We start from the raw sequence: 14,241 nt of genomic DNA, 5'->3' as shown, positions 1-14,241 counted from the left end.
GGGACGCCGCGGCGCCCGGGCGTCCGGGTCGGCGGCCAGCGCGGCGCGCCCGGGGGCCCGGGCCGTGACCCGGCGGTCGCCCACCCGGGACGCGGCGGCCTCGTCGGCCCAGCGCTCCAGGGCGTACGCCAGGGGTGCGCGCAGCGCGCGCAGCAGCGGATGGCAGGCCGCGGAGAGGGCGACCGTGAGCAGGAACAGATGGTGGCGGCCCGCGAGATGGGCGCGCTCATGGGCGAACAGCGCCTCGCGCTCGGCCGCGGTCAGCGACCGCAGCATCCCGGCGGTGACCACCACCCGGCCCGGCCGGCCCGGCAGGGCGTAGGCCTCGGGCGCGGGGTCCGGGAGGACGACCAGATCGCCGGTGGCGGGGTGGGCGCCGGTGGCGTGCCGGGCGGTGCGCAGCTCGGCGCGGTGCCGGCGGGCGTGGCGCGCGACGGCGAGGGCGCCCGCGCCCAGCAGCACGGCGGCGGCGAGGGCCACGGGAACGGTCGCGGGGCCGTCACCCTGGTCGCCGAGCAGCGGCGGCGAGAGGTGGCCCAGGGCGGCGACCGGGCCAATCCGCAGCACACCGGCGCCCAGCAGCAGGCCGAGCGCCGCGGTCGTGCAGCCGGCGAGCGCGGCGGCGCAGCCGGTCAGCAGCCAGGCGGCGGCGCGCGGCGGCAGCGACTCGGCCAGGCCGCGGGCGGCCGGCACCGCGAGCAGCGGCACCAGCAGCGGGATCCAGACGGCGAAGATCACGGGCCCGCTCCGGGGCCGGTCCGCCCGGGGCCCGGCTGCCCGGGGGCGGGGGAGTGCCCCGGGGCGCCGTCCTCCGCCGACTCCAGCAGGGACCGCAGCAGCTGCTCGTCCTCGCTGGTCAGCTGGGAGACGAAGCGGGCGAGGGCGGTACCGCGGTCGTCCTGCTTGTCCAGCTCACTGCGCATCCGCCGGGCGGTCAGCCCCGCGGAGTCCTGTATCGGGGAGTACACGAAGCCGCGGCCGGCCCGGGAGCGGGACACCGCCCCCTTGTCGTGCAGCCGGGTGAGGATGGTGGTGACGGTGGTGCGCGCCAGCCGGCCGCCCAGCGTGCTCTGCACCCCGGCCGGGCTCAGCGGGCTCCCGGCCGCCCAGAGCGCCGCGAGCACGCTCGCCTCCAGCTCTCCGGCGGGGCGCCGCTGAGCAGGTGATGTCTCCGACATGGAACGCCCTTCACCTTTTCGTCGTCTACAGTTCCGAGGACCGTCTACGTGACTGTAGTCGGCCGGTCGGTCATGGGGCAGGCCCGTCACTCATTATGCGAGGGGCCGCCGACATCGCCGCCGCCGCTGCGTCTCCGCAGGTGACAGGGGCTGTCCGCCCCGTCACCGGGCGCCGGGCCACCGCCCCGGGGCGCGCCCCGCGCCGTCCGCACCACCGCGCAACCGCTGAACCGCCAAGGAGTACCCGTGAACCACCTCGCCTTCGGCGGCGCCTCGATAGACGGCGGCCTGTACACCCGGATCACCGACCTGGCACAGCACGCCCCGTCCGGCCTGAACACCCTCGTCTCCTACGGGACCGACTACGGCCTCGGCGTCTTCGCCGTCCTGATGCTGATCGCCTGGTGGCGGGCGCGCCGCGGCACCCCCGCCGCGATGGCCGGCGCCCTGGCCCTCCCCGTGGTCGTGGTCCTCGCCTACGCCGCCAACTCCCTGGTCAAGGCGCTCTTCGACGAGCAGCGGCCCTGCCGGACGCTGCACACCGTCACCGTCGAGGCCTGTCCCGCCCTCGGCGACTGGTCGTTCCCCAGCAACCACTCCGCCATCGCGGCGGCCGCCGCCGTCGCCCTGCTGCTGACCGACCGGCAGCTGGGCCGGATCGCGGTCCCGGCCGCCCTGCTGATGGCGGCCTCGCGCGTCTGGGTCGGCGCGCACTACCCGCACGATGTCGTCGCCGGCCTGCTCGTCGGCGCCCTCCTCGGGTGGCTGCTGATTCCCCTCGCCCGCCACGCGGGCCCCGCCGTGGCACGGGTCCGCGCCACCCGGCTGCGACCCCTGGTGGCCGCCCGGTGACGGCCCCCGGGCCGCCGCCTGTGCCGGAGGAACAGCCGGCGCGGCGCGGCCCCCGCGTCCGCCCGCCGCTGACCGTCGCCGCGGTCTGCGCGGTGCTCTTCACCGCTCTCACCGTCATGGTGTCCCTGCGCCACGGCGCCCCGCTCGCCCCCGAACGGGCCGCCGTCCACTGGTCCACCGCCCACCACGGGGAGCCGCTGCGCACGCTCGCCCGGGCCCTGAGCGCCACCGGCACCGGCCCCGTCCCGTATCTGCTGGCGGTGCTCGCCGGACTGCTGGCCGCCCGGGGCGCGCGCGGGCGGCTGCGGGCGGTGGGCTGCGCCGTCCTCGTCCTCGCCGTCGGCCAGGGGATCCGCTACGGCCTGATGGAACTGCTCGCCCGCCCCCGCCCGCCGGCCGCCGACTGGGCCGGTCACGCCTCCGGTTACGCCTTCCCCTCCGGCCACGCCACCACCTCGGCGCTGGCGGCAGGGCTCCTCGCCTGGGGCCTCGCACGGCGGGTGCGGCCCGAGGTCGCCCGCGCCGGGTGGGCGCTGCTCGCCCTCTGGGCCGCCGGCGTCGGCCTCACACGTGTCTATCTGGCCGTCCACTGGCCGGGTGATGTCGTCGGCGGCTGGCTCCTGGCGACGGTCGTGCTGTGCCTCGCGCTGCTGCTGGAGCCGTTCGCCGTGCCCCACCCGGACCGCTCCTGACCCGGCCGTACGCCCCCGTTTCAGGCATTCCCATGAAGAGCTGACGATCCAACCAGGTCTTCGCCAAGGCGGCATGGACGCCTGCCGCGCCGAGCAGCACTGTCCTGGGCACCGGACGGCGGGCGCCCCTCGGACGGCCCGCCGGCGGCGGCCCACGGCACGTACCACCGCACCAGGGGGACCTCACGATGAACCAGCACCAGTCGCCCGACCTCTCCGTCCGGCGCCCGTCCGCCGCGTCCGCCGCCCGCGTCCGCTGCCCGGCCGCCGCCGCCAAGGACCCCACCCCGTGCGAGGGACCGCACGACGCCGCCACCATCGTCGACCGCCACGGCCGGGAGGTCGCCGGCTGCGTCCAGCACTGCGCCCGCCTGCTCGCGGGCCTCGACGGCGCCCGGGTCCACCCCTTCGTCCCCGCCCGCCAGTCCCTCGAGATCTACTTCCGGGCCCGGGAACTCCCGCCCTTCGCCTGGGAGATCGGCCGCTGACCCGCCGGCGGCCCCTCGCGCCGGTGGCCCTACCGCGGGGACGCGAGAAGCCCGTCGGGGAGCGGCTGCTGGGCCCAGATGGTCTTGCCGCGGGTGTGGTAGCGGGTGCCCCAGAGCTCGGCGAGCTGCGCGACCATGTAGAGGCCGCGGCCTCCCTCATCGGTCTCCAGCGCCCGCCGGACGTGCGGGGAGGTGCTGCTGCCGTCCGTCACCTCGCAGATCAGGGTGCGGTCGCGGATCAGCCGCAGCCGGATCGGCGGGCTGCCGTAGCGCAGGGCGTTGGTGACCAGTTCGCTGACCACCAGCTCGGTGCCGAACTCCAGCTCCGCCAGGCCCCATTCGGTCAGCTTCGCCGTCGCCAGCGTGCGCGCCCGGCCCACCTCCTCGGGCTCGGCCGCCAGCTCCCACGTGGCGTGCCGGTCCGGATCCAGCCCGCGCACCCTGGCGACCAGCAGGGCGGCGTCGTCCTGCGGGCTGCCGGGGAGCAGCCGGCCGACCACCGTGTCGCAGACCCGTGCGAGCCGGACCGTCGAGGTGAGGGCAGGGCCGGACAGCAGCTCACGGAGCCCGTCGAGGCCGGTGCCGGGGCCGCGCTGCCCGGACTCCACCAGGCCCCTGGTGTACAGCACCAGCACGTCCCCGTCGGTGAGCGTCACCTCGCCGCTCGCGAAGGTGGCCCCGCTGCGGCCGAGGGGCGGCCCGCCGGGCAGATCGAGCAGCTCGGCCCGCCCGTCCGTCGACGCCAGCACCGGCCGGGGGTGGCCCGCGACGGCGGCGGTGCAGCGGCGCGAGAGGGGATCGAAGACGGCGTACACGCAGGTGCTCCCGGCCGCGCCGGTGGTGAGCCCCTCGCCCCCGGCGTCCGGGCCGGGCTCGTCCATGAACCGGTTGACCTGGTCGTTCAGTACGGTGAGCAACTCCTCGGGGGCGAGGTCGAGATCGGCCAGCGTGCGCACCGCGATCCGCAGCCGCCCCATGGCCATCGCCGCCTCCAGGCCCTGCCCGGCCACCCCGCCCATCACCAGCGCCACCCGCGCACCGGAGAGCGGGATCACGTCGAACCAGGTGCCTCCCAGCTCGGTACGGCCCCGGGCCGGCAGGTAGCGCGACGCCGCCTCCACGGCGCTGAGCTGCGGCAGCTCGCGCGGCAGCAGGGTGCGCTGGAGCGCCGACGCCGTCGTCCGCTCCTGGGTGTAGCGCCGCGCGTTGTCGATGCACACGCCGGCCCGCGCCACGACCTCCTCGGACAGCAGCACATCGTCCCGCTCGAACCCGTGGGCGCGCTGGAACCGCACGAACACCACGGTGCCCAGCGGTCCGCCGCGCGCGTACATCGGCACGAGGAGCCAGGAGTGCACGCCGTACTCGCGGACCAGCGCGGCCCGGCGCGGCTCCACCCGGGAGATCTCGGCGATCAGCTCCTCACCCGACAGCAGCCGGGGCGTGCCGCTGCTGAGCGCCCGGCTGAACAGGGAACTCGCCCCGGAGGCGAACGAGTCGAGCTCGCCGGTCGCGACGAGCGGCTCCGTCGGGCCGTCGGGGACGCACGACATCGCCGCACGCCGCTGCGGCACCGCCCCGGCGACCGGGCCGACCACCGGCTCCTCCCCGCTGAACACGGCGTCCAGCAGGTTCACATAGGCCTGGTCGGCGAACAACGGGACGGCCACATCGGCCAGTTCCTGCGCCGTGTGCAGGACATCGAGGGTGCTGCCGATCCTGGCGCCCGCCTCGTCGACCATCGCCAGCCGCTCCCGCGCCCGGGCCTGCTCGGTCACGTCGATCACCATGTGCCCCAGGCCGATCACCTCCCCGGCGCGGTCGCGGAGCGGCACGATGGTCTCCGACCAGAAGCTGTCCCGGTCCGGGTCCTGGGGCCGCCGGCCGCGCACCTCGTGGGCCACCGACGCCCGGCCCGTGGTGAGGACCCGCCGCTGCCGGGCCTCCAGGGCCGTGAAGTCCATCAGGCCGGGCGGCGCGGCCTCCGCCACGGTGTGCCCGATGACCTCGTCCGCCCACCCGGCCGCGCGGCTGCGCGAGGTGTTCTGGAAGAGGTAGCGCAGCCGGGTGTCGAAGACGTCGATCAGCACCGGCGATTCCGCGAACAGGCCTCTGAACAGCGCATCGGCGAGATTCCGCCGCCGTACGGAATCGGCGCCCACCGCCCGGACCAGCCAGTGGCGGTCCCCGCCGGCCGGGGTGAGGCGCTGCACCCGCACCACGGCCTCCACCGGGTGCCCCTCGCGGTGCCGCAGGACCATCTCGCCGGGAGCCGCAGGGGAGTCGCCCCGGCAGGACTCCGCGACCTCCGCCGCCTCGGAGGAGTCGTCCAGCAGGGTGTGCGCACGCCGTCCCAGGACCTCGTCCGCCGGATAGCCGAGGAGCTGCTGCGCTCCGGTGCTCCAGCTCAGCACCGTGCCCCGTCCGTCGACGATGGCGTAGGCCTCACCCTCTGGCTCGGCGAAATCTCCAGAGGGCCCGCGGAACACGGGACGCTCCATGTGTCACACCATTCCGCGGATCGCGGCCCACCTGGGCGCTCTTCGGTACTCCGCAGCCGGATCAGGAGAAAATGCTCTTTTCGCTGCCTGCAATTCTAACGTCGGACCCCGGTTCGTGCTGATCAGCGGGCGGACCGAGCGATTCTCGGGGGCGCGGGCGGCGGTGTCGGCGATGGTGGCGGCCGGGGTCAGCCGCCGGCGTCCAGGCTCCGGACCGCGTCGGGGAGTTGGCGGCGGCCGACGATGCCCAGCTTGCGGAACCCGTTGGTGAGGTGGTTCTCCACGGTCCGCTGGGTGACGAACAGCTGCTGCGCGATCTCCCGGTTCGTCAGGCCGCTCGCGGCCAGGTTGGCGACCCGGCGCTCACCCGCGGTCAGGGACCGGACCCCGACGGTGCACGGGGTGCGCGGCCGGGCGCCGAAGTCCCGCAGCCTGCCGAGGGCTTGCGCGCTCAGGCCCGCCGCCGCGCACTGCTGGGCGAGCCGGCGGCAGTGCCGGGCGAGTTCGCGGGCGAGGCGGGTGTGCCCCGCCTCGTGCCGCACGGTGGCGAGTTCGAGGAGCGTGTGCGCCTGCTCCAGCGGCGCCCCGGCCCGCTCCAGCAGATCGGCGGACTCCTCCAGCAGGCGCCGCCCGCGCGGTCCGCCCGCCACGGTCCCGGCGGCGCGCAGGGCGACGCCCAGGGCGCGGGGTGCGCCAAAGGCCCGTGCCCGGTCGAGTTCCTCCTGCGCGAGGCGCTCCGCCGGGCCGTGGTCGCCCAGGGCCCGGTGCGCGAGGGCCGCCAGGGAACGCCAGGGCAACACGGCCGGGTTGTCCTGGCGCCAGGCGGCCTGCCGGCGGCCGCACTCCCGCAGATCGCGCAGCGCCTCGTCGAAGCGCCCCTCGGCGAGGGCGAGGCGCGCACGGGCCTCCAGCAGGGGTGTCCACTGCCGGTCCTCCTCGAGACGTGCGAGGTCGGGCAGGGCGAGCAGTCGGGCGGCCTCGTGGGTGTCCGCGGTCTCCACCAGCGCGCACACCAGCGTGGCGGTCGCCGGCGCCATCCGGGCATCCCCCCGGGAGGCGGCGAGCAGGCCGAGGGCGGCACGGCCCGTGTCGATCGCGGCCGGCAGGTCACCGGCGCGGAGGGCGAGGACGCTGCGGCCCGTCGACACCAGGATCCGCGCCGCGGGCTCCGCGTCCTCCTGGGAGTCCGCCGCCACGCGGTCGAGGAACGCGGCCGCCTCGTCCTGCCGGTCGCACCAGGTCAGCGCCTGCACGGCCGGGGCGGTCGCCGCGAGCGCCACGCCCCGCGGCGGCTCACCCGCCAACGCGCGGCGGGCCTGCGCGGCCACCCGCTCGGCGTCGGCGTCCGTGCCGAGGGCGAGGGTCGCCCGGACGGCCGCCACCGCCCGCACGGCCACGGGCGCGTCCGGGCCCGCCGACTCCAGTTCGGCCACGGCCCGCTCGACCTGCGGACGCCTCGCCCGGTCGTCGAGGTCGGTCAGCAGACGCCGGACGTCCAGCCGCACGGCCAGGTCCCCGCGGGACGGTCCGGCCCCGGCCAGCGCACGGGCCTCGCGGTCGAGCAGCTCGGTCGCCTGGCAGCCGCGCCGGCACCGCGTGAGGGCGTCGGCGAGGACCGGCACCAGCTCCCACCGCTGCGGCGCCCCGTCGGGGAGCAGCGTGAGGGACTCGGTGAGGTGGCGGACCGCGGCCGCCGGACGGCCGCCGGCCTCGGCGCGGCCCAACTCCCCCAGCACGAGGGCCCGGTCACCGTCGGGCAGCGGCTCCCGCAGGGCCCGGTGCAGGTACGGGACGGCCGCGCCGGGGTCGTCGCGTGCCCCCGCCGCCCGGGCGGCGGCGCGCAGCACGCCGAGGACCCACGGTATGCCGGTCGGCTCGGCGGCGAGGAGATGCCCGGCGACCTCCTCCGGCGGCGCGTCCTGGTCGTGCGCCTGACGGGCGGCCCGGTAGTGCGGGCACGACCGCTCGCACGGCTCGGAAACGGTGATGGGTTCCTCCCCCTGTCGACGAGTGAGCGCCTGCGTACGCACCCAGTGTCGCGGACGGCGGGGAACCCGGTCAGGGGAGGAATACCTGTGCCGCCACCGTCCGGCGGGTACCTGCCCGCGGGCGGCGGCGCCGGACGGCCCGGACCGCGGCGTGCCGGGGCACGGCCGCCGCGGTCCGGGCGCGCGGGACGGTTCAGGCGGCGGCGCGGCGCAGACCGGCCACCTGGAGGGAGGCGAAGACCAGCACCGCCACGCCGATGAAGCCGACGTAGCAGACCCCCAGCGTGGTGATCGCGAACCAGCCGGCCGTCAGCAGCGCCGCACAGCCCAGCGCCCAGACGACGTTGAGCACCACGGCGGCGACCGCGATCGGGCGGACGACCGTCTCCCGGGTGGCGCCGTACCACAGCGCGGCGGCGTAGACCGCGAGGAAGCCGCCCTGCCCCCAGTGCAGCCACGCCGGGAGACCCAGCGCCTCGTCCAGCATCCGCGCGCCCAGCAGGCTGAGCGCCGCCACGAGGCCCGACACCGCCCCGTCCAGCTTCAGGGCGAGGCGCAGCACGGCCTCGCTCCCGGCCGTCCCCGCGCCCTTGCTCAGCCCGTCGGCCCGCATGTCGTCCCTCGCCACCATGTCAGTCACAACCCTCAACCCTTGTGCTCGGATCGGTGCCCGGCCCGCTGTGCGTGCCGGGCGGTGAAGCTTTCCGGGATCAAGGCTGGTGGACGGGGGACGGCCGGGAATCACGGAATCCCCGTGAGATTTCGGTGCGGACCCCGGGCCGCCCTCGGTGACCTCCGCCCCCGGGGAGCCGGGTGCGCGCGGGACACGTGCGGGACGAGCGGCGGCCGCGCCTTTGGGGACATCGCCCCTGGTGGCGTGCGGCACTCGGATACGTGGCACTCGGGTACGTGGCACTCGGGTACGTACGGAGCAGGTAGTGATCCCCGTATTTCTCGCCTGCCCAAGATCGCGGTGTGCCGGGAGAGTGAGGGGGACCGCTGCTTCCGCGCCCGTGCGGAGGCAGACCACGCAAGTGCCGTCGAGGTACGGGGGATTGCCTTCACCATGCCGGAAACCTGTGAGCCGCCGCGCCCCGCGGCACCGGGCCGTGCCGTGCGGGCCGAATCCAACAGCTGACGGGACGTCAGTGACAGCCGTGCGGCTCCCCGTTGACGCCGCCGAAAGGCACCCGCCACCGGGTCGCGCCCGCCTCCCCCACCCCACGGATCACCACAACCCCAGAAGGAATGATCACTGATGTCCGCACGCACCCTCCCCGAGGCGACCTTCGCCCGCACCGTGCTCGGCTCCGGCCCCGGCCTGGCGGTGGCGCACGGCGCCGGCAGCAGCATCGCCGGCACCTACGGCCCGATCCTCGAAGGCCTGGCCGCCCACCACACCGTGGTCGGCGTCGACTACCCCGGCAGCGGCGACACCCCCCGCTCCACCACTCCGCTCTCGCTGGACGACCTGGCCGACCAGCTCGTCGCCGCGGCCGTCGCCGAGGGCCTGGACACCTTCGCCCTGCACGGCTACTCCATGGGCGGCCCGGTCGCGATCCGCGCCGCCGCCCGCCACCCCGAGCGCGTCACCGCCCTCGTCCTGAGCGCCACCATGGCCCACCCCAACAACCAGCAGGCCCTCACCGTCAGGGTCTGGGGCAAGCTCGCCGCCACCGGCGACAACCGCCTGGTGAGCGAGTTCCTCTTCCCGCACGCCCTCAGCCCCCAGGCCATGGAGGCCATGCCCGCCGAACAGCTGGAGCAGGCGATCGCCTACGCCGCCGCCGACATCGCCGAGGGCACCGTCGAGCACGCCGACCTCGTCAGCCGGATCGACGTCCGCGACGACCTCGCCGGCATCCGCGTGCCCACCCTGGTCATCTCCACCACCGCCGACCACATGGCGCCCCCCGCCCTGCACCGCCACCTCGCCGAGAACATCCCCGGCGCCGAGCTGGCGGAGATCCCCACCGGCCACCTGCCCATGGTCGAGCGGCCCGAGGAGTGGCAGCAGCTCATCCTCACCTTCCTCAAGCAGCACGGCGCCTGAGACCGGGGGCCGCGCCACCGCCGGCGCGGCCCCACCGGCGCGGCCCGTGCCATGCCGGACGGTGCGTTCCGGAACACGGGCGAGGCGCCCGCGGCAGGTGGGGGAGAGGCACATCGGGACGGTTCACACAGGGCGCGCCACCCCCTCCGTATGCCGGATATACCGGCCCGTACACCTGTTTGCCCGCCGTATCGGGGGCGGCTAGGGTCGGAGCATGGGCGGTCACGTGCGGGAGGCGGGCACGCTGCCTGCTGAGCTGACCCGGTTCATCGGGCGGCGGCGTGAGCTGTCCGACGCCAGGGCGCTGCTCTCGCGCGGCCGGCTGGTGACCCTGACCGGGCCCGGCGGAATCGGCAAGACCCGGCTGGCGCTGCGCCTGGCCGCCGACGTACGGCGCTCCTTCCCCGGCGGGGTGTGGCTGGTGGAGCTGGCCTCGCTGACGGACGGGGACCAGGTCGCCCAGACCGTCGCGGCGCGGCTGCGGGTCGGCCGCGAGGCCCTCAGCGACCCGCTGCCCCGCCTCGTGGAACACCTCGCGGGCCGGCGGATGCTGCTGGTGCTGGACAACTGCGAGCACGTCCTCGACGGCTGCGCGCAGCTGGTGGCGACCCTGCTCGCGCACAGCCCCGAGCTGGTGGTGCTCGCGACGAGCCGTCAGGCGCTCGCGGTCGGCGGGGAGCACGTCTTCCCGGTGCCGCCGATGACGCTGTCCGGCCCCGAGGGCTCCGCGGAGCACAGCGAGGCGGTGGCCCTGTTCGCCGACCGTGCCGCCGCCGTGCGCCCGGACTACACGCTCACCGCGCAGAACGCCGCCGCGGCCGGGGAGATGTGCCGCCGCCTGGACGGGGTGCCGCTGGCGATCGAACTGGCGGCGGCACGGATGCGGGTCCTGTCGGCGCCGCAGATCCTCAGCCGCCTCGACGACCGCTTCCGGCTGCTCGACACCGGGCCGCGGACCGCCCCGCCGCGCCAGCGGGCCCTGCGGGCGGCGATCGACTGGAGCCACGACCTGTGCACGCACCAGGAGCGGCTGCTGTGGGCGCGGCTGTCGGTGCTGTCCGGCGGCTTCGACCTGGAGGCGGCCGAACAGGTCTGCTCCGGCGCGGGAATCGACCGCGAGGACGTCCTGGCCCTGATCGCCGGCCTGGTCGACAAGTCCGTACTGACCTGCGAGGAGCAGGGCACGCGCATGCGCTACGGACTACTGGAGTCGCTGCGCCACTACGGGCGGGAGCAGTTGGCCGCCTCCGGGGAGGAGACGGCGCTGCGCGAACGCCACCGCGACCACTACCACCGGATGGCCGCGCAGGCCGAGACCGCGTGGTTCGGCCCGGACCAGCTGGCCTGGTTCACCCGCCTGCGCCTCGAACACGCCAACTTCCAGGCGGCCCTGGCGTTCACGACGGCCGAGCCGGGCCAGGCGGAGACGGCGATGAGCCTGGCAACTTCCCTGTGGAGCCATCCGCTCGGCTACGGCTCCTTCCACGAGGGCCGCCGATGGCTCGGCGCGGCCCTCGCACTCGACGACGGGCCCGGCCCGCTGCGGGCCAGGGCGCTCTTCGTGGACGGGCTGGTGGCCGTGCTCCAGGGGGACATCCGCGCCGCGCACGCCCGGCTGGAGGAGTACCGGTCCATGGCGGAAGTCCTGGGCGTGCAGCGGGAGTTGGCCCGGGGCGCGGTGCATCTCGACGGGCTCCTGGCCCTCTTCCAGGCGGACTTCCCCCGAGCGATCACGCTGCTGGACGAGGCCTGCACCCTGCACCTGGCCGCGGGGGACGCCGGCAGCGCCGCCGTCGCCGCCTGCATGCTCACCAGCGCCTGCGTCAACGTCGACGACCCGCAGGCCACCCACTACGCCGAGCGGTTCCTGGCGCTGTGCGAGGAGCACGGTGCCGCCTGGTCGCGCACCCATGCGCTGTGGGCCCTGGGCCTGGACCACTACCGCCGCGGGCTCTACCCGCGGGCCGGCACGCTGGTGCGCCGGGCACTGCGGGACAAGCCCCTGTCCTACGACCAGTGCGGAGTGGCCCAGTGCCTGGAGGTCCTGGGGTGGTGCGCGGCCGCCGCGGGACTCCTCGAACGCGCCGCGACGCTGCTGGGCGCGGCCGACGCCGCATGGCAGGTCGCCGGGTCCACCCTCACCGGCCTGGGCCATCTCCAGACGGGCCACCAGAAGTTCGAGGCGCGCCTGCGCAAGGACATGGACGCCGCCGCCTTCGAGGCCGCCACCCGGTCCGGCCGCGCCCTGACCCTGGAGCAGGCCGTCGCCTATGCCCTGGACGACTCCGCCGCGCCCACCCCGCCGCCGCCCGCCCAGGACGCCTCCGCACCCCTGACCCGCCGCGAACGCGAGGTCGCCGCCCTGGTCGCCGAAGGCATGACCAACAAGGACATCGCGGCCCGCCTGACCATCTCCCGACGCACCGCCGAGGGCCACGTCGACCGCATCCTGACCAAGATGGGCTTCACCTCCCGCACCCAGATCGCCGCGTGGTCCGCCACCCACCGCCCCTGAACGACCGGGCCGCCCACGGGCGTTCACGCGTGCGCCGGGGGGGGCGCGAGACCTCCGCCCCCGAGCACAGGCGCCGCCCCCGACCGGCGCGCACGGTTCCCCGCACGCGCCGGTCAGGGGCGGACAGCCCGCCTCAGCACTCGATGATGTTCACCGCGAGCCCGCCGCGTGCCGTCTCCTTGTACTTGACGTTCATGCTGGCCCCGGATGTGATTAGCCCCTTGACCTGCGAGTTCAGAGCCATTTTCTTGATCCACCCGGCTGCTGGGGACTTCTCGGGGACAATCCGCGGTTGATCTTGCTCCAGCCATGTGTCCATCGCGGCCAAGCCGTGCCGACCGGCTCCAGGCATGAAGTGAGCGTAGTGGTCGAGTGTGACCTTCGGTGAGGAGTGTCCCAGCCAAGTGGACAGGCTGACGATCGACTCGCCAGCCTCCAGCTGCACACTGGCGTAGGTGTGCCGCAGGACGTGGAACATGTCCTCGCGCTGTGCCGCGTAGACGGGAGTCCGCCGAATCCGGCCGCCGTCTCGGCGGACCTTCTCGCCTACGGCCGTGATGAGACCGGCCGCCGCCAGGGCAGGCTTCCAGCTCCGGTCGTTCCATGTCCGATAGTAGATGCGGTTGCCATGCGACGTCGTGAACACCAGCTGCACGGTGATTGGCTTCCGCTGCCGGGCCTCCAAGGCGTTGGTCGGGGGCGCCGGGTTCCGCCACGGCAAGGTACACGGTGTGGACGGGAAACGCCGGAAGTGCTCACGCGCACGAGCTGCGAGGTTGGGGGGCAGCGGCACATCCCGAGTCTTGCCTCCCTTCGGGAGGCAGAAATAGGGCCGCCCTTTGATGTCCCACCTGAGCTGACGCCGAACGTGTACGACGCCCGCCTCGAAGCCGAAGTCCCCTTCGGCCAAGCCGAAGGCTTCGCCTTGGCGCAGACCGAGGCCGAGCCCGACGTCGACCGCGAACTTGTAACGGTCCTGAAGGTGGAAGCGGACAGCGTCGACGACCGCCCGTGTCCATGCCTTCGCCTTCTTCTCTGTACGCCGTGGAGCCTTGACGCTCTTGTGGACCTTGATGGGGTTCCGCAACAGTCGCTTGTCGTCGACGGCGCTGTCGAGGATGGACGAAAGGTGGTTCCAGATCACCTCGGCCGTCGAGCCCTCTACCCGAGCCAGCAACTCGGCGACGAACGAGCGCAGCGCCGAGGCATCGATCTCCCGGAGGGCGAAGTCGCCCAGGATCGGGATGATGTGGTTCCAGATGCGGCTGCGCATAGGATCCGCAGTCGATGGCTCGTCCGTCCGGCTTGGCCACCAGTGATCGACGATGTAGTCGGCGAGCGAGATCTCGCCGTCGCGTGGGTCGATGAACTCGCCCCGCTTGGTGTCGGTGTTCGCGGTGGCGAGCCATTGCTTGGCGTCCTCGCTGGTGTCGAAGGCACGGTCCTGGACGCCAGTAATCCCCTTTACGCGATAGCGCTTGCCCTGCCCATAGCGGGCAGTCCGCTCCCTCTTTCCGGTGAGCTTGTCTGGCCGCTTCTTGAGCCAGCGGTCTTCTATGTAACCGGCCATTCGGTGGTTCCTCTGTGGTTGCGTGCGTTGCGTACTGGCTCGTCCCAACGCCTTTCGCAGCCGGTCCTTATCCCGGCTACTGTGCTCTTTTCCTGGTCTTTTCGAGAGGGCGCTACCTGGGGAGCTTGGTGCGACGCTGCGGCTTATGCGTGAGCGGGTTGAGGGCGGAGTTGGACCGCGAGTCGGCCTGCTCCTGGACGCGGACCCATTCATCCAGAGCCGCTATGCGGTACATCACGCGTCGACCCATGCGGAAGCTGGGAGGGCCCTGGCGTCGATGACGCCATACATAGAGGGTGTTGGGGGACAGTCCCAGATATTCAGCGGCCTGGGGGAGATTGAGAAACGCCCTTTGGGTTGGGCTGGAAGGCTGCATCGTGGACTCCTGTCAATATGGCGTGGTG

Annotated in this window: 12 protein-coding genes; 5 read left to right on the top strand and 7 right to left on the bottom strand. The window is 74.5% G+C overall.

From position 1 onward, the window contains the following. Both IEY78_RS20410 and IEY78_RS20405 read right to left on the bottom strand, forming a co-directional pair. A partial coding sequence (locus IEY78_RS20410) for a M56 family metallopeptidase (protein ID WP_189100309.1) occupies positions 1-738 on the bottom strand: 738 nt, incomplete at its 3' end. Then, complete coding sequence (locus tag IEY78_RS20405; RefSeq protein WP_189100307.1) at positions 735-1,178, bottom strand: BlaI/MecI/CopY family transcriptional regulator; 444 nt, start codon at positions 1,176-1,178, stop codon at positions 735-737. The genes IEY78_RS20410 and IEY78_RS20405, both read right to left, overlap by 4 nt. 246 nt (positions 1,179-1,424) lie before the next feature. Between IEY78_RS20405 and IEY78_RS20400 the strand changes: the two genes are divergently transcribed. The 3 genes from IEY78_RS20400 (at position 1,425) to IEY78_RS20390 (ending at position 3,210) form a co-directional block, all read left to right on the top strand. Continuing rightward, a complete protein-coding gene (locus IEY78_RS20400) occupies positions 1,425-2,030 on the top strand; it encodes a phosphatase PAP2 family protein (protein ID WP_189100305.1) in 606 nt (201 codons plus the stop codon). Next, entirely contained in the window at positions 2,027-2,722 is a 696-nt protein-coding gene (locus IEY78_RS20395; RefSeq protein ID WP_189100303.1) for a phosphatase PAP2 family protein, read from the top strand. Before IEY78_RS20400 ends, IEY78_RS20395 begins: the two co-directional genes overlap by 4 nt. Positions 2,723-2,910: 188 nt before the next feature. Continuing rightward, positions 2,911-3,210 (top strand): hypothetical protein, encoded by a 300-nt coding sequence (locus IEY78_RS20390; protein ID WP_189100301.1) that lies wholly within the window; start codon positions 2,911-2,913, stop codon positions 3,208-3,210. A gap of 29 nt (positions 3,211-3,239) precedes the next feature. Here IEY78_RS20390 and IEY78_RS20385 read toward each other — a convergent pair whose 3' ends face one another. From IEY78_RS20385 to IEY78_RS20375, 3 genes are all read right to left on the bottom strand, one after another. Continuing rightward, a complete protein-coding gene (locus IEY78_RS20385) occupies positions 3,240-5,711 on the bottom strand; it encodes a SpoIIE family protein phosphatase (protein WP_189100299.1) in 2,472 nt (823 codons plus the stop codon). 188 nt (positions 5,712-5,899) lie between these two features. Beyond that, complete coding sequence (locus IEY78_RS34870; protein WP_189100297.1) at positions 5,900-7,741, bottom strand: helix-turn-helix transcriptional regulator; 1,842 nt, start codon at positions 7,739-7,741, stop codon at positions 5,900-5,902. Between the two features lie 151 nt (positions 7,742-7,892). Further along, entirely contained in the window at positions 7,893-8,339 is a 447-nt protein-coding gene (locus IEY78_RS20375; RefSeq protein WP_189100295.1) for a hypothetical protein, read from the bottom strand. Between the two features lie 618 nt (positions 8,340-8,957). Here IEY78_RS20375 and IEY78_RS20370 point away from each other — a divergent pair. Both IEY78_RS20370 and IEY78_RS34865 read left to right on the top strand, forming a co-directional pair. After that, positions 8,958-9,752, top strand: coding sequence for an alpha/beta fold hydrolase (locus tag IEY78_RS20370; protein ID WP_189100293.1), 795 nt, complete (start codon positions 8,958-8,960; stop codon positions 9,750-9,752). Positions 9,753-9,966: 214 nt separating this feature from the next. Next, positions 9,967-12,267, top strand: coding sequence for an ATP-binding protein (locus IEY78_RS34865; RefSeq protein ID WP_189100291.1), 2,301 nt, complete (start codon positions 9,967-9,969; stop codon positions 12,265-12,267). 133 nt (positions 12,268-12,400) lie between these two features. On the opposite strand, the gene IEY78_RS20360 is transcribed toward IEY78_RS34865, so the two are convergent. Further along, entirely contained in the window at positions 12,401-13,837 is a 1,437-nt protein-coding gene (locus IEY78_RS20360; RefSeq protein ID WP_229700071.1) for a tyrosine-type recombinase/integrase, read from the bottom strand. A 112-nt stretch (positions 13,838-13,949) separates the two neighbouring features. Then, complete coding sequence (locus tag IEY78_RS20355; RefSeq protein WP_189100289.1) at positions 13,950-14,213, bottom strand: helix-turn-helix transcriptional regulator; 264 nt, start codon at positions 14,211-14,213, stop codon at positions 13,950-13,952. Positions 14,214-14,241 lie beyond the last annotated feature (28 nt).

Origin of the sequence: Streptomyces kronopolitis, from assembly GCF_014646275.1 — a bacterium.
Classification (GTDB): Bacteria; Actinomycetota; Actinomycetes; order Streptomycetales; family Streptomycetaceae; genus Streptomyces; species Streptomyces kronopolitis.
The sequence above is the reverse complement of the archived record's forward strand: the minus strand, read 5'-3'. Positions and strand labels throughout refer to the sequence as shown.

Coding starts and splice junctions, on each gene's coding strand:
- IEY78_RS20405 (WP_189100307.1), bottom strand. CDS start 1,178: ATGTCGGAGACATCACCTGCTCAGCGGCGCCCCGCCGGAGAGCTGGAG.
- IEY78_RS20390 (WP_189100301.1), top strand. CDS start 2,911: ATGAACCAGCACCAGTCGCCCGACCTCTCCGTCCGGCGCCCGTCCGCC.
- IEY78_RS20385 (WP_189100299.1), bottom strand. CDS start 5,711: ATGGAGCGTCCCGTGTTCCGCGGGCCCTCTGGAGATTTCGCCGAGCCA.
- IEY78_RS20370 (WP_189100293.1), top strand. CDS start 8,958: ATGTCCGCACGCACCCTCCCCGAGGCGACCTTCGCCCGCACCGTGCTC.
- IEY78_RS34865 (WP_189100291.1), top strand. CDS start 9,967: ATGGGCGGTCACGTGCGGGAGGCGGGCACGCTGCCTGCTGAGCTGACC.
- IEY78_RS20360 (WP_229700071.1), bottom strand. CDS start 13,837: ATGGCCGGTTACATAGAAGACCGCTGGCTCAAGAAGCGGCCAGACAAG.
- IEY78_RS20355 (WP_189100289.1), bottom strand. CDS start 14,213: ATGCAGCCTTCCAGCCCAACCCAAAGGGCGTTTCTCAATCTCCCCCAG.